This is a genomic window from Bradyrhizobium sp. AUGA SZCCT0176 (assembly GCF_018130145.1).
Lineage (GTDB): Bacteria > Pseudomonadota > Alphaproteobacteria > Rhizobiales > Xanthobacteraceae > Bradyrhizobium.
Window position 1 is genome coordinate 1 of record NZ_JAFCMB010000024.1, and the last position, 19,110, is coordinate 19,110.

Sequence of the window (19,110 nt, forward strand, 5' to 3'; positions counted from 1 at the left end):
CCGCGGGATCAGGCAAGGTCATGTTGGGGAAGCGCTCGAACAGCATGGGCAGCAGGATCGCGCCAACGGTTCGCCGCAGCCTTTGCGGACAGCACGCAGTGGCGGCAATTTGCTATCCCGAGTACCGGCGCTAAAGTAGATATCCCGGTGAGTATTTTCACCGAGGATGCGGGAGCGCCAGAGGGCGGCCCGGGGCGGCGCTTTTTCACAAGCGACCGCCGAGCAGACTTGACTCTGCAGTCGGTTCCCAATCCTGAGAACGACTCGCCTGCCACTTTTCTTGCAAGGCAGAGGCCTCCCGCTGATATTCAGTACAAACGAGTGACACCACGTTTCTTCGCAGTGTCCAGCATTCGCAATGGGCGAACCTGGTACAACCGCTGTAACCGGGTAAATGAATACATGAACTGCGTCCTAATAAATTATCCAGCCGCGGAAGACCGTCAGTGGGATTCGGTCGTCACTCGGATCAGCCTGTCGCTCGGAAACTAGCAAGCTTAACATCTCGCGCGAGAATGTGGGGCCGATTGCGGACCGGTACCCGGTGCGTGTTCAATCCCGATATGACGGCCCGCGGATCTTCCGCCGACGCGCACTTTTGTAGACGGGCAACTGCAACCTAAGCATGCTTTCCGGCAAATTTTTCCCTCCCCCGGGGGTGCCAGGATCAATAGGCATTGCCCCGTCGTTAATTGGCACGAAGAGCACCGGCATCCCCTCACAGTGACTCCAACATTCCTCCCCAATATCATCAACCGCGACGATCTCGTCGAACGGAATGAAAGCCGTCACGGTCAGTCGCGCTTGGGAGTCCGCAGGTATATTAGAATAGAAGGCATTTAACTCGGCGCGTTCAGCTTCTGGCAAAAAGCGGCTTTCAGATTCGAGCCACGGATTGTCATGCTCGGGTATCGCACGGTTAGCCGCCCTGAAGCCGTCGAGTGAACAAGCGGCAGAAGATCGCTTGTCGGCGCATTAGCTTGCGTCAAAAACTCTTTCAGTCTGATCGGTCGAATCTTCATGGTTCTCGAATCGGTTGAAGGGCAATGATGACGCAATCATACCGAGTCGGATCAATGATTCGCGAGTCAGAATCATCCATTCACCCCCCGATGGTAGTTGATGACCTCGCCTAAGTGGGGTCGGGGATCGACCCAACCGACACTGCCGCACTTCGTACATTTCAGGTGCGCCAATATATCCGGCCATTGCCAGTCCGGCAGGTCGTCTAACTTCACGACTGCCGAATGCCAGCAACGCGGGCGCTGTTCGCCGACAGGCGGACCGACGCAATAGATCAAGATGGATTTGTAACCAGCCGCCTTCGCAGTCGTCGGTGTGCCGTCCGGCCAATAGCGGAGTCGCGAATTTGGTTTTCGACGCCATGGCATGACGACAATCTTGCCGCACGCCGCGTCAGAGTCGAATCACACCACCGCTTGCGCCCGGAACAACATCGCGGCGCGACCGGCGGCGGGTGTGGATATGTCTGGCGGGAGAATCGGAAATCTGAATCAACACCAAGGGCGGGGCAACGCTGGACACCTAGTCGCTCCGCACACGAACCGAACTGCCAACCCCTCGCCAATCAGAGTTGATCCAACGTCTACGCCATTGACCCGAAGCGTTCCGCAGCGGCGTCCAAAGTTGCACGCATTAGTGCCTTCCGTTCCCGCCGGACAAGAGCAAGCGACTTGCTGGAAATCTGGACGACCGCCGCTGACAAGTTCGCGGAGCCGCCGTTGAGCAGCTTCGCCCTTTTGACGTTCTGTCTCGCATCGCGCGCGGTTGCCTGTTTCGGGCGCGTTGAAGCCTACCAAGCGGACGTTCGATCCACCGTCGCCAAGACCAATAGTATCCCCATCGACGACATACACCGAAATTGAAGCGGGGGCAGACACCGATTTGGTTGGGCTCGTTACCTTCAGGTCATTGGAAAACTTCGGCCATGCTAGGGCGGCTACTAACCCAATCAGGACGCAAAGGACGATCAAGCCAGAAAAATATCGCGAGCCACGCGGCTTCGATTTGAACCCATCGATCATCTTAAACCGCTTCGGGTCGCCGGCCAACACGCGCGCTATGTCCTGCGGAGCCTGATTACCATCCTCGAAAAGAAGGACGGAAAGGCATGATGGCGATTGCTGGCCCACAAATCGTCACCGGCGGGGCTTCGGCCCCGCCCGCACTCCAATCCAGTCCGATGTCGCGAACAATCACGGACGGGGTTCTGGCCCGTGTGGAGGGTGGCCATGCTAAAGCGCCCTAGAATGAACAAGCGGATCGATGCACCGCATGTTCGCTTTTATGACTGGCTCCTAACTTCGCCGGCGTATCTTTCCCTTGGCTGCCCGGCGCGGGCCGTGCTGATCGAGCTTACGAGGCTGTACAAGGGCAATAACAACGGCCAGCTCGGCCTATCCGTTCGCCGAGCCTCCGAGCGGTGCAACGTTGCACGCGGGACGGCACAGCGCGCCTTTGTCGAACTCCAGGAACGCGGCTTTATCGAGCTGGTGACGAAAGGAGCCTTCAGCCGCAAATCGCCTCACGCAAGCGAATGGCGGCTGACGTTCAACACATGCAACGTGACGGGCCAGTTGCCGAGCAAAGCGTTCATGCGATGGGGTCGCGAAAAACAAAACGCGGTATCAAAATATCCCGTCGCGGTATCAAATCAGAGCCAGCGCGCCGCATGAAACTACGCCGAAACAGCCTCACGGTGCCCTCGTTTGATACCGTGAGGCGCGTTTCACCGGCCGTCGCGGTATCAATCTAGGGCACACATATAGTTTACCATAGGCGAGAACACCACTAATTACTCGGCTTGCGTTGAGGGACGCTATCGTCACCGCCGGCTAATTATTCCCCTTGCGGGCTTTGCTTCAGCGACGTTAACGACTTGGCGGCAGTTCCTTACATGAACCGCCTAGCAATGCTGGCCCGGTGTTCGGAACGTCCTCACCATCTAAGTATCCATGCAAGTACACTTCGAGAAATCGTTTATTCTTTAAGTTGAGCCTCAACTGCCTAGAAGGACCAAGCCCACCCCAATAACAACTCAAATAACTAAATTCAGTGACCGTGATTTCCGTCGTCAATCCACGCCCGAAGTCCACGCACGGCGTAGGCGTCTTCTGCGCTGACGTCGTTACTGCAACTTCATACTTCGTTTCGACATCATCCTTATCGAAAATATTTTTGGTCGCCTTGGCGCTCAGGAACTTTAGCCTTAAATTAAATTTGTGTTCAATCGGGAAGGTCATCGCCTTCCATTTTTGGCTACCACTGTCGTAACCTAAGCCGCTCACCATATCGGCGACGCAAATAAACTCTACGTTTCTGCTCTGTGCTTTCGCGGCGAGGGGCGCAAGCACGAGTGCACCCAGTATCCATAGGCAGCGCCATTGTGAGCGCGCGATCGGTTTTTTGGATTTGGGCGCCATTTTGCCTTGCCTTGCATTTTTGGGGCTACCGTTCCCGGTACTCCTTCGTGGTCTCTATTAACGCTCGCCCTCGGTGTTGCCTATCGGCAATTGGCCACGCACTGTTTTCTTAAGGCTGGCTTCGCATTCAACCTGAGAGGTGACGGGAGATGCTCAAAGCGGCCGTTGGTCGGGCCTTGCTGACTAAGCACTAATGATTATTTTATGTAATAACATGGGGCTCTTTGGATGCCACGGCCACGCGAACGGGTTTGCTTGCAGGATGGACTGAAGCTGGATTTGAACCGGCTCGCTCGACAGGGATTCGTCCGACGCGGCGCGAACATTGGCGGACGTGGAATTAAATGGACGCACTCATATTGGGGCGAAATTGCCACCGGCACCATTAGCGCCGATATGAGTGGCAAAGACGAAGGCTGGTTTCGCATCCAGCTGGGCAGCCTCGACCAGCGGATCATACTTCTTCCGCGCGCCCGACACTTCGGCGGTCAGCAATGGTACTTCTTGTGTCCGATCATGAACCGGCCGGCCTCGGTGCTTTGGAAGCCAAACGGCGCCACGCGATTTTGCAGCCGACAAACCTGGGGCCGGCAAGTCGCATACCAATCCCAGTTCAACGACGCAACGAACCGGGCACATGCGGGAAAGGCGCGGATCAAGTCGCAATTGATAGCGGACCTTGATCCGGATGAGTGGGATTTACCGCCAAAGCCAAAATGGATGCGCTGGGCGACATATAACCGTTACGGGGAGCAAAACGACCACTACGAAGAAGTTTTGGATTACGGTTGTGTAGCGCTGGCGTCGAAATTGCTGGCCAGTTAGAATTCATGGTTGGTGCGTCATGCCGCTCGATATCGACAAATTTGCAGAATTGCGACCGGTACTCTACCACTTCACCGCCCTACCTAATTTGGAAGGCATACGTACCGACGGCGCCCTTCACTGCGCAGAAACCTTGGTTGTGAATGTAGAACCGAAGCGACGCAATTCCATTTTTTCGGTTGCTTTCCGTGACCGAACTGTAATCGTTCGGGACCAACTTCCCCTTCACCGAGCGCACGTCGAATTGTTAGGTGATTGGACTTGGGAGAAATTCCTCAGCGAACTGAACGCACGCGTCTTCTTTTGGCCGGGTACACGCGAGCGTATAGTTCCGAGCGGTCAGAGGCTGGCCAACAGTTACGATCCGAACGGACAGGCAATGTTGCGGGTTGGATTGCGCGAATTACTCTCATGCAACCCGAACCACCTTCCGTATTTCAGTCGTTTCAATTCAGGCGCTCCACGGACAGTGAACGGTCGAAAGAGCCCCCGTGGCCCTGACACGTTTCTTGCTGCCGATAGATGGCTCGATTTGCCGTCAACGGTAGTCGAGGTGACTTTTGTCGGAACCGTTTCACTGCCCAAAACTACCGAATTCCTCGACCGAGGAGAATGGAGAAAAATGTAAACAATGACGAAGCGGGCTAAATTTCATCGAAAGTAATTATCGTTTGAAATCAATAGGCGGCTTCAAGTTAGCCAAGAGATTTCGATTGAAGCAGACAACGTGCGAGGGACTAGGAACCACGCCGTAACTTGATGACTCGCAATGTGTCCCCCGCTTCGTGCGGGGGTTTTTCATTTTTCTACGTGATAGCCCCAGGCATGGTTGGTATGGATAAACTCGTTTCCACCCTCCCTGTCCGACAGGCTCCCAGCAACGCGAAACCGAGTGGGCACCTTGTGGGCGTATCGAACGGCGCGAGGAAAGCGAACGCGCAGGTGCCGCGGAAACGGTTGCCCCTCAACGCAGCGGACATGAATGTCGCCGTGAAGGCCCGAGCCGCTTTCATAATACGTCTCGACAATGATTTCCTGATACGGTTCTTCCGGCTTGGCCATGGCCTTCTCCAGTCCAGTAGGGAACTCACATGCCATGAAACGCCTCATTACCGAACAAAGCGTTCATGCGATGGGGTCACGAAAAAACAAGACGCGGTATCAAAATATCCGGTCGAGGTATCAAATCAGAGCCAGCGTGCCGCCTGAAATCAACGAAAATTGGCCTCACGGTGCGTTCAATCGACCCCGTGAGCGCTCGTTAAGGGGCGGTCGCGGTATCAATCTAGGGCACACATATAGTTTACCATAGACCGCAAGGCGGTTAGCGAAGCGCGCCCCCCAAGGTGCGCTGTAGCGAGCGAACCGCCGGTCTCGGAGAGGGGCGACCAATGACGAAAGCAAAAGCACCGGTGAAGGAAAGCAAGGAGCAGCCGGCGAGAGCACACAAGCTGGACAGCTCCAATCCAAAGCTCACTTATCTCGGCGGGTCTAGATTCGATGCCTGGAACGGCACTGTCGCCAATCAAGCACTGTCGTCCGCATGGTATGGCAACAATCCGGATGCGGATCGTTCCCACAAGCTGCAATCGGCCGGCCTCAGCTTTCTCACCGGTGTCGAGCCAAAGGACGAACTGGAGGGAATGTTAGCGGCGCAGTTGCTGGCGTCTCACAACGCAGCAATGGAATGTTATCGGCGGGCGATGATTTCCGAACAGACATTTGAAGGCCGGAAAGAGAACTTGAATCAGGCCAACAAGCTTTCTCGAACGCACGCCACGTTGTTGGAGGCATTGAACCGCCATCGTGGCAAAGGCCAACAGAAGGTCACCGTCGAACACGTCCACGTCCATAGCGGCGGCCAGGCCATCGTCGGCAACGTCGAGGGGGGTGGGGTACGGACCAAATCGGAGAATCAACCCCATGCTCTTGGATATGCGCCAGGCCAAACGATGCGGAGCGAGAACGCGGCGCGGGCAGCCGTGCCAATCGCCGGCGATGCCGAACGGTAGGTGCAGGATGCACGGCGGGCCTTCTCCTGGGGCGCCAAAGGGAAATTGTAATGCACTGAAGCACGGGCGCTACACGGCGGAGGCGATTGCGCGCAGGCGCGAGGTCTCTGGACTGATCCGCGCAGCACGCGACTTAGGATTCTTGCGTCAATAGACGAAAGCTAGGGCTGGTAGCGTTCGAATCAATATTCAATTAGATTGGGAGAGTTCCAGGCAAAGGCACACCGTGGCGAAGCAATCCAACCCCGATTTTCACATCATTTTAGAGTCGAGCGTCGTCTTTGCGGGAGGCTCTCGATATTTGTTGAACCACCCATTGAGCGCTGCAATCAAGGCTTTGTCCGAAGTCAGAGACGTACGGGTTTTTTGGTACCTACCCGAAGCAGTCCTCCTCGAACGCGAGTACCAGATGGTTTCAGCGGCTGAAGCGCTTTTGAATGATTTCAGGGCAGTCGAGAAGATATTGGCCGTTAATTTTAAGGTTTCGAAGGACGACATAGTCCACGCAGTTCGCGAGGTCATCAAGCAAGGTATCGCCCGTCACTCCCTAACGGTCCTAAAATTGGAGTCTTCGCAAGTCGATTGGGATTCCATCATCCGCTCTGCAATTTTTCGTCATGCTCCTTTCCAAGTTGGCGATAAGGAAAAGGGATTCCGGGATGCAGTGATTATTGAGACGTTCTGCCAGCAAGCGGCCTCATTGTATAAAGATCCAAACAACAAAATTGTGTTTCTCGCTAACGATGATTTGGCCGTCGCCGCATCTAAGGAACGAGTAAAAGAATTCGGCGATAGAGTTACAGTTGTTAGAAATTTGACGGAATTGAGCAGCGCCATAAATGGCATCCCAGCCCATCTTTCGTCCGCCGAAATTAGTGACATCTTGGTGAAAGCCACAGCCCTTTTTTATCGCGCCGGTGACCGAGAAACTTTTTACTACAGCGCCAACTTGGACAAGATTATTAGGGAGACGTTCGCGGCCGACTTGGCGAAGGAACCTGAGAATGTGAGCATCAACGCGCCCATCGAATTCGTGACCACCGATATTGGAATGCCAACATTTCTGGAAAAGAATGCGAAACTGCTACACTTCTCGACCATCGTTGGCTTCCACTATCGGGTCGGCGCATCGGTTGCAAACACGGCGTGGGTTACCTCCACGCCGTCTGCGGGGACGTCGATCACGAGCGCCGGGACAGGAAGCGTAATTGGAACGGTCGGAGGCTCGCCGTTAAGCGGAGCAATAACTGGTCCATTTTCTATGGGAGGTGGAGGGAGCACAATTCCCTATTCGGTCGGAGGCGGAGGAACGGCCATCACTGGACCATTTTCGATGGGCGGGGGAACAGGAGCGAATTCAATATTCGTATCAACCTCCCCAGCGAGCAACGGAGCCAATACTAGCTTCACTATATCTACCGACTTCAGACGAACTTTCAGTTTTCAATTCGCGGTGCGTTGGTGCGCGACATTGACAGCTGAGGGTCAGCTTTCAGAGCCTAAGATTCAAAATATTGAACGTCTGCCCACGGATTAGAGCTTACACGCACGTAGGCTTCCGTGCCCTCTAACCCAACGGAATTGCAGTTCAGCTTGGGGACTAATTTGGGGGCCACCACTCGCTAATATAAAAAAAGCTCAATTATAACATATGCTTATTTGATATATATGGCGGAGAGAGTGGGATTCGAACCCACGGTACGGTTTCCCGCACACACGCTTTCCAAGCGTGCGCCTTAAGCCACTCGGCCATCTCTCCGGAGGCCTTCTCTTGAAGGGGCAGGACACATTTTGCAAGGGACCGCGGACACGCGCGCTGAAATTTCCCCAATTGTTTGAATTTATTGGATAATTTGTCACTTATGTCCGCTGGGGCAACCGCTTCGCGCTGGGCCTTGAACCGGAATCAGGTTATCGCCGACGACCATGGGGGCAACCATGGGCGGAGAACGGCATGATGATCACGCGAGCGCTTTCATTCGCCACCCTGATAGCGGCGCTGGTCGCAGGCGCCGCGGTCCCCGCCATGGCGCAATCCTGCACCCGCCAGGGCGTCGATGTGAGTTGCGACGACGGAAGGCGCGGCATCCTTTCGGGGGAAGCGATCATCTGGGCCGACGGCACGCGCTCGAGCCTGGCCTCGCCGCATCCGAGCGTCATCATCGGCAACAAATCGTCCGTCATCGTCGGAAAAGGCGTATTCGTCGGGAAGGGCAACGGCGTGGTGCCGATGGAGAATCCGAGCGATCCGCGCCGGGCACGCTGTCCGGTGCTGGATGGCGTCTCCTATTGCTACTGAGCTGTTCGTGGACGTCTCTAATGATACCGCGCGCCGTTATTGACGGAGCGTAGCGGCAACCGGGTCGGCGTATCAGCCGTGACAGGTTCCAAAGGGCCACTATCGAGCTGGCTTTCCTGCAGCGCGTCGATGAAATCGGCAAACCATTGCTGGATCGTGCCGCCGCGCAGCTTTTCCATCATCGCCTCCCAGCGCATCCGCCGTTCGGTCAGCGGCATCGAAAGCGCCGTTGAGATGGTGCGGGCCATGCCGTCGATATCGTGCGGGTTTACCAGCAATGCGGTGTCGAGTTCGTTGGCGGCGCCGGCGAATTTCGACAGCACCAGCACGCCGGGGTCGGCGGGATTTTGGGCGGCGACATATTCCTTGGCGACCAGATTCATGCCGTCCTGCAGCGGCGTCACCACGCCGACCTGCGCGGTGCGGTAAAGCCCCGCGAGCACAGCCTGGCCAAAGCCCTTGTTGAGATAGCGGATCGGCGTCCAGTCGACTTCGCCGTGGACGCCGTTGACGTCGCTCACGAGTCTCGCGACATCGCTCTGCAGATTGCCATAGGCTTCGATTGCGCCGCGCGACGGGGTCGCGATCTGCAGCAGCGACACGGTGCGCAACAGCTGCGGATGCAACGCCCACATCCGGTCGAACGCCTTGATGCGGTTGATCAGCCCCTTGGAATAATCCAGCCGGTCGACGCCAATCGCGAGCTTCTCGCCATTCAGGCTGCGCCGCAGCCGCGACACATCCGGATGGGTCGTGGCCTTGGCGGCCTGCTGGGCGAATTTCTGCGGATCGATGCCGATCGGAAATACCGCGGCGCGCGTCCGGCCATGGCGCGAGACGACGACGCCGTCCTGCACGGCGAGCCCGAGATCTGACTGCGCGTAAGCCAGGAAATTCTCGCAATCCTCTTCTGTCTGGAAACCGATGAGATCATAGGCCAGCATCGCCTCGATCAGATCGCGATGGTGCGGCACGCCTGATATCACCGAGCGCGTCGGCCACGGCGTATGCAGGAAGAAGCCGATCGGCTGTGTTACGCCGAGATCACGCAGCTCGGCACCGAGCGCGAGAAAATGATAGTCCTGAACCCAGAACGCGGAGTCCGGCTTCTTGAAGCGCAGCAGCGCGCGCGCCATGAAGGCATTCACTTCGCGATAGCTGACGTAATCATCCTGGGAGGCACGAATCAGGTCGGCGCGGGAATGCAGCGCCGGCCACAGCGCCGAGTTCGCAAAGCCCTCGTAATATCCGCCGTAATGCGCCGCCGGCAGATCGAGCATGGCAAGCGCGCCCGCGCCCAATGCTTCAATTTCGGCGAAAGGTTCCTTCAGGTTCCCGTCACGCACGCGACCGCTGGAACCGACCCAAATCGCCCCGGACTTCTCGACAACCGGCAATAAAGCCGCCGCGAGGCCACCGGTCATGGGTTCATTGGGCTTTCCGCGCGCAACGCGGTTCGAGACGACGACGAGGTTCACAGGTCCCCTCCTGTTGCTGCACTCGCGAATTAACAACCATTCATCAATATGGTTCCTGGCCAACCTTTCAACGAATTGAAACCAAATTCGGGCTGGCGGGGACGGAACTCACCTGATCTCACGAAAAAGAAAATTTTTCGCGAGATGATGGTGATGCGTCAGGGAACTGTGTTCTAAAACCGGCGCCATTTGCAAAATCGTGCGCTGATCATGGCAACGCCGCGTCTCTTTCGTCGTCGAGCAGGTGCGCTAGAAACTCTCTAACATCGCTCGGCGAATCGAAATGTCCCTGCACGCCTTGCGCGCGGCGACCGACAGAGAATGCGAGACCATCGTAATCAGGCATAATGCCGAACACCGTTTCGTCGGTGACGTCGTCGCCGATGAAGAGCGGACGGCGGCCCTTGAACGGTTCGCGCGTCATCAGCTCGCGCACGCCGGTCGCCTTGGTGAAACCGGAATGCTTGATCTCGCAGACGCATTTGCCCGGCAGCACTTCGATCGGCGCATTCGGCAGGTCGGCCCTGATCAGCGACACCGCTGCATAGATCGCCTTCTCCGCATGCGGCGCCAGGCGATAATGCAGCGCCAGTGAATAGCCCTTGTCTTCCAGCAGTATTCCCGGACTGAGCTTGGCAATCGCCGCCAGGCGGCGCTTCAATTCCCTGTCCATCGGCGGCGCATGGGAATCGACCGATTCGTTGTCGGGATCGATGCGCATTTCCGCGCCATGGCCGCCGACGGCCGGGAATTGCTCCGGCGCGAAGATCAGGTCGATATCGTTGAGCGAGCGGCCGCTGACGAGCGCCAGCGCACCGTTGGTGCGAGCCAACAGCCGGTTCAGCGTCTTCGACAGCCCCGGCGGCACCCAGACCTCGCGCGGCGTCGGCATCAATTCGAGCAGCGTGCCGTCGATGTCGAGCAAGATAGCTGTTTCGCTCAAATGCGGCACCAGCGAGCGCGGCACCGGAACGGTTTCCGGCGCACCTTCCTCCTCGCCAACGATCTCATCTTCCAATGGCATTTCCAACAGATCCTCGTTCATCTTATCCTACTCCACAAAGGCTAGCGGTCGTGCGACAGTTTCGAGCGACTTGCGCTCGGCGGCGACGGCGTAGCGCCATGCCACGGCTGCCGCAACGACCATCAGTGCCGACCCCAACAGGTAGCCGGCGAAAACACTCGTGCGCGATCCCGTATCGATCAATGCACCAAACAAAGCAGGCCCAATTACGCCGCCAATTCCGGTGCCGATCGCATAAAACAGCGCGATCGCCAGTGCGCGCACCTCCAGCGGGAACGTCTCGCTGACGGTGAGATACGCCGCACTCGCCGCGGGCGAGGCAAAGAAGAAGATCACCATCCAGGCGATCGTCTGGGTCTGCGCGGTCAGGGCCCCGATCGAGAACAGATAGCCCGACAGCGCCAGCAGTACACCCGACACGCCATAGGTCAGCGTGATCATCTTGCGGCGGCCCAGCGTGTCGAACAGCCGGCCCAGCAGCAGCGGACCGAGAAAGTTACCCGCCGCGAACGGGAGGATATACCAGCCGACATGATTGGCCGGAATGCCGAAGAAATCGGTCAGGATCAGCGCGAAGGTGAAGAAGATCGCGTTGTAGAAGAACGCCTGCGCGACCATCAGCACGAGGCCAACCATCGAACGCTGGCGATAGACCGTCAACAGGGTGTGCGCGACTTCGCGCAACGGCGTATGGCTGCGCATACGCAATCTGATCTTCGGCAAGACATCCTTCGTCTCATCCCGTACCTGCCCCGCCGACTTCTCGATTGCATCCACGATCGCGTGCGCCTCATCAGGACGGCCATGGATCATCAGCCAGCGTGGGCTTTCCGGAATCCACATCCGCATCACGAACACGACAAGGCCAAGGACGGCGCCGGTCATATAGGCGAGGCGCCAGCCCATATCGGGGCCGATCCACGCCGGATCGAGCAGCACGATCGCGCAGACCGCGCCGAGCGCAGCTCCGAGCCAGAAGCTGCCGTTGATGACGAGATCGGTCCAGCCGCGATAGCGCGCCGGCACCAGCTCCTGGATCGTCGAATTGATCGCGGTGTATTCGCCGCCGATCCCGGCACCGGTCAGGAATCTAAAGAGCGCATAACTTCCCACGCTCCATGAAAACGCGGTTGCCGCGGTCGCCGTGAGATAGACCGCGAGCGTGATGAAGAACAGTTTCTTGCGGCCGATCCGGTCGGTCAGCCAGCCAAAGCCGAGCGCACCGAGCACGGCGCCGGCGAGATAGGCGCTATTGGCCAATCCGACATCGAAATTCGAAAACCGAAGCGTCGGGCTTTCCTTCAACGCACCGGACAAGGCGCCGGCCAGCGTGACTTCCAGCCCATCCAGAATCCAGGTGATCCCGAGCGCCAGCACGACGCGGGTATGAAATCCGCTCCAGCGCAAATCATCGAGCCGCGCCGGAATGGAAGTTTCGATGACGCGATCATTATCCTGCCGCACGGCCGCGGCGGCGGGATCATTCGCTGCCGAACGTTTCCCTGTCAGCTGCACACCCATGGGAATTGAACCAATGAAAAAACACCCGGAACGCCCCAGCCCCAAGGTTCTTTGGCCCGAATTAAGGCAGACGTGATGCCCGCCACGGGGAGACAACGTCCGCGTGGTGTCATGGTTCCCGCATTGCGGCAGGGGAGCCGTGCGGATTTAGCACCGCGGTTCCTTCGCATCATTGCGAGTCAACGGGTCGCAATGACGGAGGATAGTGCGACTCCACTCGATCCTGTCGTCGTCATGCGCGGGCAGCCACCACCATTTGTCGTCCCAGCCTTGAGCCGGGACCCATACCGCGTGATGCTCATTGTTGCAGAAGGTATTTGACACTTGCGTTCTCACCGATGGGCCGCGGCGTATGGGTCCCGGCTCAAGGCCGGGACGACGGCGGTACTTGTTGCGCGACCGTCATACAAAACGCGGTTTCGCGATCTCGCGACGCGATGCGCCCGAGCTTTGCCAGAAACTTCCCGCCCTCGAAAATGAGGGCGCAGGGAAGACCGGGTGCGCGCTGCACCCGCGGTCTCGCGTGCGGTTTGCACAAAACAAAGTGCACACGAGCATACAGGGCAGCGGTGAACACCCGGCCTTCCCTGCGCAATGGCTTTACGGCTTATGCCGTGATCTCCCCGGAGACGAGTTCTTGGTTGACTCCGTCGCCGCCGTTCCCGCTTGCGCTTCTCCGACAGCTTGACGCCTGCAACGGGCGCCAGGACCACACGGTTTTGCCGTACGCTTATCCACGCCGTCGTCGAGGCGTAAACCAGCGTCCACCGCAACCCGCCCAACGTCCGTGACGACGGCCGACGCCCTCTGAGTGGGACGGGATGGCCAAAGATATGCACCTGATTTTCCTTCTGGTAAACAGAAATATTTTTCATTTCGGGGCTTGACATGACTTCTGTAAATCGGAACTGATTTGCCCGTCGGGTTGTTTTGTCGCAGGCGGCAACGACATTTGCTGTTGCGAGCGATGCGACTCAGGCGCGTCTCATTCATCGTCGTCCCGGCGAAGGCCGGGACCCATACGCCGCGGCCGTGGTGATACGGCGAGCCGGCAGAGATTCTTCAAACAACAAACAGTTGTGGCTATGGGTCCCGGCCTTCGCCGGGACGACGATGGAGCGATGTCCTTACGCCGCGCGGATATTCGCCATGAAGCGGTCGAGCTCTTCGCGCAGCCGGGTGCTTTCGCTCGACAGCGTGCGCGCCGAATGCAGTACCTCTTCCGAGGCCGTACCGGTCTCGGTCGCGCCGCGGTTGACCTGCATGATGCTGGCGGCGGCTTCCTCGGTGCCTTGCGCGACGTTCTGAACGCTGCGTGCGATTTCCTGCGTCGCCGTACTCTGCTGTTCGACTGCGTCCGCAATCGTCGTGGCGATGTCGGAGATCTTGCCGATGGTGCCGCCGATTTCCTTGATCGCGGCGACCGATTCCTGGGTTGCGCCCTGCATGCCCGAGATGTGATTGGAGATCTCGTCGGTCGCCTTCGCGGTCTGGCTGGCGAGCGATTTGACCTCGGAGGCGACGACGGCAAAGCCACGGCCGGCATCGCCCGCGCGGGCGGCCTCGATGGTCGCGTTCAGCGCCAGCAAATTGGTCTGCTCGGCAATCGCCGTGATCAGCTTGACCACGTCACCGATCTCTTGTGCTGCGCGCGACAGTTTTCCGATGCGGTTATCGGTCTGTTCGGCCTGGCGCACCGCTGCTTCCGCAATCTGGCTGGATTCCTTGACGCGGCGGCCGATCTCGTCGACGGAGGCCGAAAGCTCCTCGGTCGCGGACGCCACCGATTGCATGTTGCCGGACGCCTGCTCCGAAGCGCCGGCGACCTGGCTCGACAGGCTCTGGGTGGTTTCCGCCGTTCGCGTCAGCGTTCCCGCCGATGCTTCCAGCTGCACGGCCGAGGCCGAAACGTTGGAGACGATGGCGCCCACCGCGGCCTCGAATTCGTCGGCAAAGCGAATGAGTTCAGTGCGGCGCGCGGCGCTGCTCGCCTTGTTCTGCGCCTCTTGCGTGGCGGCGTCGCGTTCGGCCTTGGCGACCGCCTGGACCTTGAACTCCTCGACCGCGCTGGCCATTTCGCCAAGTTCGTCCTTGCGCCCGAGGCCGGGCAGCACGACATCGAAATTGCCGGCGGCGAGTTCACGCATCGCACCACACATTGCGGTCATCGGCTTGGAAATGCCCTTGCCGAGCAAGAACGCCCAGACACAGCCGAGCAGGAAGCCGCCGGCCGCCAGGATCAGGATCAGCCGTTCGGTTTCGCCAATGCTCGCGTTCGACTCCGCCTCGAGCCGCTTCTGATCGGCCAGCAGGCTGGACTTCATGACGGCAGCGCCCTTGCTGATCGCGGTGACGGAATCCGTCATGTCGAGCGTCAGATCGTCGATTTCCTTGGCGTTGTGAATCAGCTTCGCCAGCGCCTCCCGGTAGGCTTCCAGAAGTCCGGCGGACTCCTTGAGGTCGGCCACGACCTTTTCATTCTTTGAGGAAATCGACTTCAGCGAGTTCTCGACGAATTTCAGACGCGCCAACGCGCTGGCGGCCACCGCCTTGTCGGAATTGATGACGAACGTGTTGACCAGTGCGGTGACGGCCTGAAACTGCTCGTAGACCTTTTTCGCGCCGAGACTGATGACCTGCTGCTCGGACTCGTCGGCGTTGCTGGGGAGATCGTCGAGCTTGTAGTGCAGCGACATGCCGCTGCGTGTGAGCTGGTTCTGGGTGATCCGCGCGCTCTCGTCCTTGACCTTGACCACGTCGGCAAAGATCTTGGCAAAGGCGCGGAATTCCCGCTCCAGCTTGGCGAGCTGTTCAAGCCGGCCTGGATCGGTGGTGCCCTTCATCGAGGCGATAATGGCTGCCTTCAGGCTGGCTTCGGCCGCCAGCGTCGCCTTGCCATCCTCTTCCTTGGCCGTGACCACGAAATAGCGGGCGAGCGAACTATAGGAAATCAGCTCGCGGTCGATGTCGCGCGCCAGATCGGCTTCCTGCACGCTGCGCCGGTAGGCGTCGACGCCTGCGGAAACGTGTTCAAATCCCATATAGGCAATGCCCATGCTGACCGCCGAGATGGCCAGGGTCACGGCAAAGCCAAGCATGATTTTGGCGCGGAATCGAAAGGTTGGGAGTTTGATCGAGAACAGGCCCGTACGTTTCAGCAATTCCACCTCAAGCCCCCCGTTTTCATTCTGAAAACCCGGATCGGGAGGCCCTGCCCCCGATCCAGTGCGCAAAACTAAGGCACAATGGATAAGGCTGGGTAAATTCCGGCTCCATTCGCCTTGGGTTGCAGGGCTGGAAGCATGCTTTTTTGTCTTGGTCCCCCTTTGGGGGCCCGGACGATCTCCGCAAGTATGATGCGGTGCGGGGTGGACGAGACCTCGCCCCGTCAATCTACCTTCCGCCACGCGCAGCGCTTTGGCTGCACCTCGGCCCGCCCGCTGGAGCACGGCCGAAGAATCGGCTGATCGACGCCGCGTCGCCGCGAGGATGTCATCACAATGACAAGGGCGACCAAAATCCTAGTTGCAAGTTCCCCCGCCCGTGTTTCTAATTGGAATAATTATAAAACATCGGGAGGTATCACGCGTGTCTACCATCAAATTGACGGTGAACGGCAAGGCTGTCTCAGCCGACGTCGAGGACCGGACCCTCCTCGTCCATCTGCTTCGCGAAAACCTGAACCTGACCGGCACCCATGTCGGCTGTGACACCAGCCAGTGCGGCGCCTGCGTCGTCCATATCGACGGCCGGGCGGTCAAATCCTGCACCGTGCTGGCGGGCCAGGCCGCCGGGTCCAACGTCACCACCATCGAGGGCATCTCGAAGGGCGACGAATTGCACCCGATGCAATTGGCGTTCCGCGACAATCACGGCCTGCAGTGCGGCTATTGCACCCCGGGCATGATCATGTCGTCGATCGATATCGTGCACCGCCATGCTGGCAAGCTCGACGAGGAAACCGTCCGGCAGGAGCTGGAAGGCAACATCTGCCGCTGCACCGGCTACCATAACATCGTCAAGGCGGTGCTCGATGCGGCCGGACGCATGAAGGTCTCGCAGGCGGCCGAATAGCTGCCGCAGGCCACCAAACCAGCATTCAAAGGCCGCTTCGTTTCGATGGAAATGGCGGAAACAATAACTCCGGTTGGGAGGACAGGACATGGGCGTTGAAGGCATTGGCGCAAGCGTTGTGCGCAAGGAAGACCGCCGTTTCATTACCGGCAAGGGCCGTTACGTCGACGACATCAAGATTGTGGGCCTGACCCACGCGCACTTCATCCGCAGCCCGCACGCCCACGCCAAGGTAAAGAGCATCGATACTTCAGCGGCAAAGGACATGCCCGGCGTGGTCGGCATCCTGACCGGCCAGCAGATCGTCGACGACAAGGTCGGCAATCTGATTTGCGGCTGGGCCATTACGTCGAAGGATGGCACCGGCATGAAGATGGGCGCATGGCCGGCGATGGCGCCGGAGACCGTGCGCTTTGTCGGCCAGGCGGTCGCGGTCGTGATCGCCGAGACCAAGAACCAGGCCAAGGACGCCGCCGAAGCCGTCGTCGTCAACTACGAAGAACTCCCGGCCGCCGCTGATATTCGCGCGGCCATCAAGCAGGGCGCGCCGCAGCTTCACCCTGAAGCGCCCGGCAACGTGATCTACGACTGGACGATCGGCGACGAGGCCGCCACCGAAGCCGCTTTCAAAGCGGCGGCCAACGTGGTTTCGCTCGACATCACCAACAACCGCCTGGTGCCGAACGCGATGGAACCGCGGGCGGCGATCGGCGAATATAATGAGGCGGAGGAGCACTTCACGCTCTATACGACCTCGCAAAATCCGCATGTCGCCCGTCTTGTGCTGTCGGCGTTCTATAACATCGCCCCGGAGCACAAATTGCGGGTGGTGGCGCCCGACGTCGGCGGCGGCTTCGGCTCCAAGATCTTCATCTACCCTGAGGAGATGGTGGCGCTGTGGGCCTCCAAGAAGGTGGGGCGTCCGGTGAAGTGGACCGGCGATCGCACCGAGGCCTTCCTGACCGACGCCCATGGCCGCGATCACCTGACCAATGCCGAACTGGCGCTCGACGCCAACAACAAGATCACCGGCTTGCGCGTCAAGACCTACGCCAATCTCGGCGCCTATATGTCGCTGTTCTCGTCGTCAGTGCCGACCTATCTCTACGCGACGCTGTTGTCGGGCCAGTACAACATCCCCAACATCTTCGCCGAGGTGATCAGCGTCTACACCAACACCACCCCGGTCGACGCCTATCGTGGCGCGGGCCGGCCCGAAGCGAGTTTCGTGGTTGAACGGCTGCTGGAGACGGCGGCGCGGCAGTTGAAGGTCGATCCGGCGGAACTGCGCCGCAAGAACTTCATCACCCAGTTCCCGCATCAGACGCCTGTTATCATGGCCTACGACATCGGCGATTTCGGCGCCTCGCTGGACTCGGCGATGAAGGCGATCGACTACGCCGGCTTCCCGGCGCGCAAGGCGAAGGCCAAGTCCGAAGGCAAGCTGCGCGGCATCGGCCTCTCCTGCTACATCGAGGCCTGCGGCATCGCGCCGTCGAAAGCGGTCGGCAGTCTTGGCGCCGGCGTCGGCCTGTGGGAATCCGCGGAAGTCCGCGTCAACCCGGTCGGCACCATCGAGATCCTCACCGGCTCGCACAGCCACGGCCAGGGCCATGAAACCACGTTCTGCCAGCTGGTGGCCGAACGCCTCGGCGTTCCAATCAGCCAGGTGCAGATCGTCCATGGCGACACCGACAAGGTGCAGTTCGGCATGGGCACCTACGGTTCGCGCTCGGCCGCCGTCGGCCTGACCGCGATCCTCAAGGCGATGGAGAAGGTCGAGGCCAAGGCGAAGAAGATCGCAGCCCATGCGCTCGAAGCCTCCGAAAGCGACATCGTGATCGAGAACGGCGAGTTCAAAGTCACCGGCACCGACAAGTCGATCGCGCTGCCGATGGTCGCGCTCGCCGCCTACACGGCGCACAATCTGCCCGACGGCATGGAGCCGGGCCTGAAGGAGGGCGCGTTCTACGACCCGACCAACTTCACCTTCCCGGCCGGCGCCTATATCTGCGAACTCGAGGTCGATGCCGCCACCGGCAAGACCTCCTTCGTCAACTTCGTGGCGGCGGACGATTTCGGCCGGCTGATCAACCCGATGATCGTCGAGGGACAGGTCCATGGCGGGCTCGCCCAGGGCATCGGCCAGGCACTGCTCGAAGGCGCGGTGTATGACAGTTCGGGTCAGCTGCTGACGGCGTCGTTCATGGATTACGCCATGCCGCGCGCCGACGATCTGCCGTCGTTCAAACTGAACCACACCACGACGCTGTGTCCGGGCAACCCGCTCGGCGTCAAGGGCTGCGGCGAAGCCGGCGCGATCGGCGCGTCGGCTGCCGTGATCAACGCGATCACGGATGCGATCGGCAACAACAAACTCGAAATGCCCGCGACGCCCGATCGCGTCTGGCACGCCATTCACGGTTGAGAGGGA

General features: G+C 59.2%; 16 protein-coding genes and 1 tRNA gene. 10 read left to right on the forward strand and 7 right to left on the reverse strand.

From position 1 onward, the window contains the following. On the forward strand, nucleotides 1–492 hold a 492-nt coding region (locus tag JQ600_RS37085; RefSeq protein ID WP_409410689.1), incomplete at its 5' end, for a hypothetical protein. 1,778 nt (nucleotides 493–2,270) lie between these two features. After that, complete coding sequence (locus JQ600_RS31880; protein ID WP_212490292.1) at nucleotides 2,271–2,696, forward strand: hypothetical protein; 426 nt, start codon at nucleotides 2,271–2,273, stop codon at nucleotides 2,694–2,696. 195 nt (nucleotides 2,697–2,891) lie between these two features. On the opposite strand, the gene JQ600_RS31885 is transcribed toward JQ600_RS31880, so the two are convergent. After that, a complete protein-coding gene (locus JQ600_RS31885; protein ID WP_212490293.1) occupies nucleotides 2,892–3,443 on the reverse strand; it encodes a hypothetical protein in 552 nt (183 codons plus the stop codon). A gap of 255 nt (nucleotides 3,444–3,698) precedes the next feature. Here JQ600_RS31885 and JQ600_RS31890 point away from each other — a divergent pair, with 255 nt between their 5' ends. After that, entirely contained in the window at nucleotides 3,699–4,268 is a 570-nt protein-coding gene (locus tag JQ600_RS31890; protein WP_212490294.1) for a hypothetical protein, read from the forward strand. Between the two features lie 19 nt (nucleotides 4,269–4,287). Continuing rightward, nucleotides 4,288–4,896, forward strand: a complete 609-nt coding sequence (locus JQ600_RS37670; RefSeq protein WP_409410690.1) for a DUF7002 family protein — start codon at nucleotides 4,288–4,290, stop codon at nucleotides 4,894–4,896. A 170-nt stretch (nucleotides 4,897–5,066) separates the two neighbouring features. Here JQ600_RS37670 and JQ600_RS31895 read toward each other — a convergent pair whose 3' ends face one another. Further along, entirely contained in the window at nucleotides 5,067–5,330 is a 264-nt protein-coding gene (locus JQ600_RS31895; RefSeq protein ID WP_212490295.1) for a hypothetical protein, read from the reverse strand. 329 nt (nucleotides 5,331–5,659) lie between these two features. Between JQ600_RS31895 and JQ600_RS31900 the strand changes: the two genes are divergently transcribed. The 3 genes from JQ600_RS31900 to JQ600_RS31905 all read left to right on the forward strand — a co-directional run bounded on the left by JQ600_RS31900 (nucleotide 5,660) and on the right by JQ600_RS31905 (nucleotide 7,817). Further along, nucleotides 5,660–6,280 carry a hypothetical protein gene (locus JQ600_RS31900; RefSeq protein WP_249136191.1) on the forward strand — a complete coding sequence of 207 codons (621 nt, stop codon included), beginning with the start codon at nucleotides 5,660–5,662 and terminating at the stop codon, nucleotides 6,278–6,280. Continuing rightward, entirely contained in the window at nucleotides 6,204–6,434 is a 231-nt protein-coding gene (locus JQ600_RS37300; RefSeq protein ID WP_283815736.1) for an HGGxSTG domain-containing protein, read from the forward strand. The genes JQ600_RS31900 and JQ600_RS37300 overlap by 77 nt, the downstream gene beginning before the upstream one ends. Before the next feature lie 72 nt (nucleotides 6,435–6,506). Continuing rightward, nucleotides 6,507–7,817 carry a PIN domain-containing protein gene (locus JQ600_RS31905; RefSeq protein WP_212490296.1) on the forward strand — a complete coding sequence of 437 codons (1,311 nt, stop codon included), beginning with the start codon at nucleotides 6,507–6,509 and terminating at the stop codon, nucleotides 7,815–7,817. Nucleotides 7,818–7,949: 132 nt separating this feature from the next. Here JQ600_RS31905 and JQ600_RS31910 read toward each other — a convergent pair. After that, nucleotides 7,950–8,039, reverse strand: a tRNA-Ser gene (locus tag JQ600_RS31910). Between the two features lie 195 nt (nucleotides 8,040–8,234). Between JQ600_RS31910 and JQ600_RS31915 the strand changes: the two genes are divergently transcribed. Next, entirely contained in the window at nucleotides 8,235–8,579 is a 345-nt protein-coding gene (locus tag JQ600_RS31915) for a hypothetical protein (RefSeq protein WP_212268999.1), read from the forward strand. A gap of 17 nt (nucleotides 8,580–8,596) precedes the next feature. On the opposite strand, the gene JQ600_RS31920 is transcribed toward JQ600_RS31915, so the two are convergent. The 4 genes from JQ600_RS31920 to JQ600_RS31935 all read right to left on the reverse strand — a co-directional run bounded on the left by JQ600_RS31920 (nucleotide 8,597) and on the right by JQ600_RS31935 (nucleotide 15,700). Continuing rightward, nucleotides 8,597–10,057 carry a trehalose-6-phosphate synthase gene (locus JQ600_RS31920; protein WP_212392406.1) on the reverse strand — a complete coding sequence of 487 codons (1,461 nt, stop codon included), beginning with the start codon at nucleotides 10,055–10,057 and terminating at the stop codon, nucleotides 8,597–8,599. A 208-nt stretch (nucleotides 10,058–10,265) separates the two neighbouring features. Further along, a complete protein-coding gene (gene otsB / locus JQ600_RS31925) occupies nucleotides 10,266–11,102 on the reverse strand; it encodes a trehalose-phosphatase (RefSeq protein WP_212269001.1) in 837 nt (278 codons plus the stop codon). Between the two features lie 6 nt (nucleotides 11,103–11,108). After that, a complete protein-coding gene (locus JQ600_RS31930) occupies nucleotides 11,109–12,602 on the reverse strand; it encodes an MFS transporter (RefSeq protein ID WP_212269002.1) in 1,494 nt (497 codons plus the stop codon). Nucleotides 12,603–13,729: 1,127 nt separating this feature from the next. Next, the gene (locus JQ600_RS31935; RefSeq protein ID WP_212391343.1) at nucleotides 13,730–15,700 is read right to left on the reverse strand and encodes a methyl-accepting chemotaxis protein; all 1,971 of its coding nucleotides are present in this window, start codon (nucleotides 15,698–15,700) and stop codon (nucleotides 13,730–13,732) included. 490 nt (nucleotides 15,701–16,190) lie between these two features. Here JQ600_RS31935 and JQ600_RS31940 point away from each other — a divergent pair, with 490 nt between their 5' ends. Both JQ600_RS31940 and JQ600_RS31945 read left to right on the forward strand, forming a co-directional pair. Continuing rightward, the gene (locus JQ600_RS31940; protein ID WP_212391289.1) at nucleotides 16,191–16,676 is read left to right on the forward strand and encodes a (2Fe-2S)-binding protein; all 486 of its coding nucleotides are present in this window, start codon (nucleotides 16,191–16,193) and stop codon (nucleotides 16,674–16,676) included. Nucleotides 16,677–16,764: 88 nt separating this feature from the next. Then, the gene (locus JQ600_RS31945) at nucleotides 16,765–19,104 is read left to right on the forward strand and encodes a xanthine dehydrogenase family protein molybdopterin-binding subunit (protein WP_212269003.1); all 2,340 of its coding nucleotides are present in this window, start codon (nucleotides 16,765–16,767) and stop codon (nucleotides 19,102–19,104) included. Nucleotides 19,105–19,110: the final 6 nt, after the last annotated feature.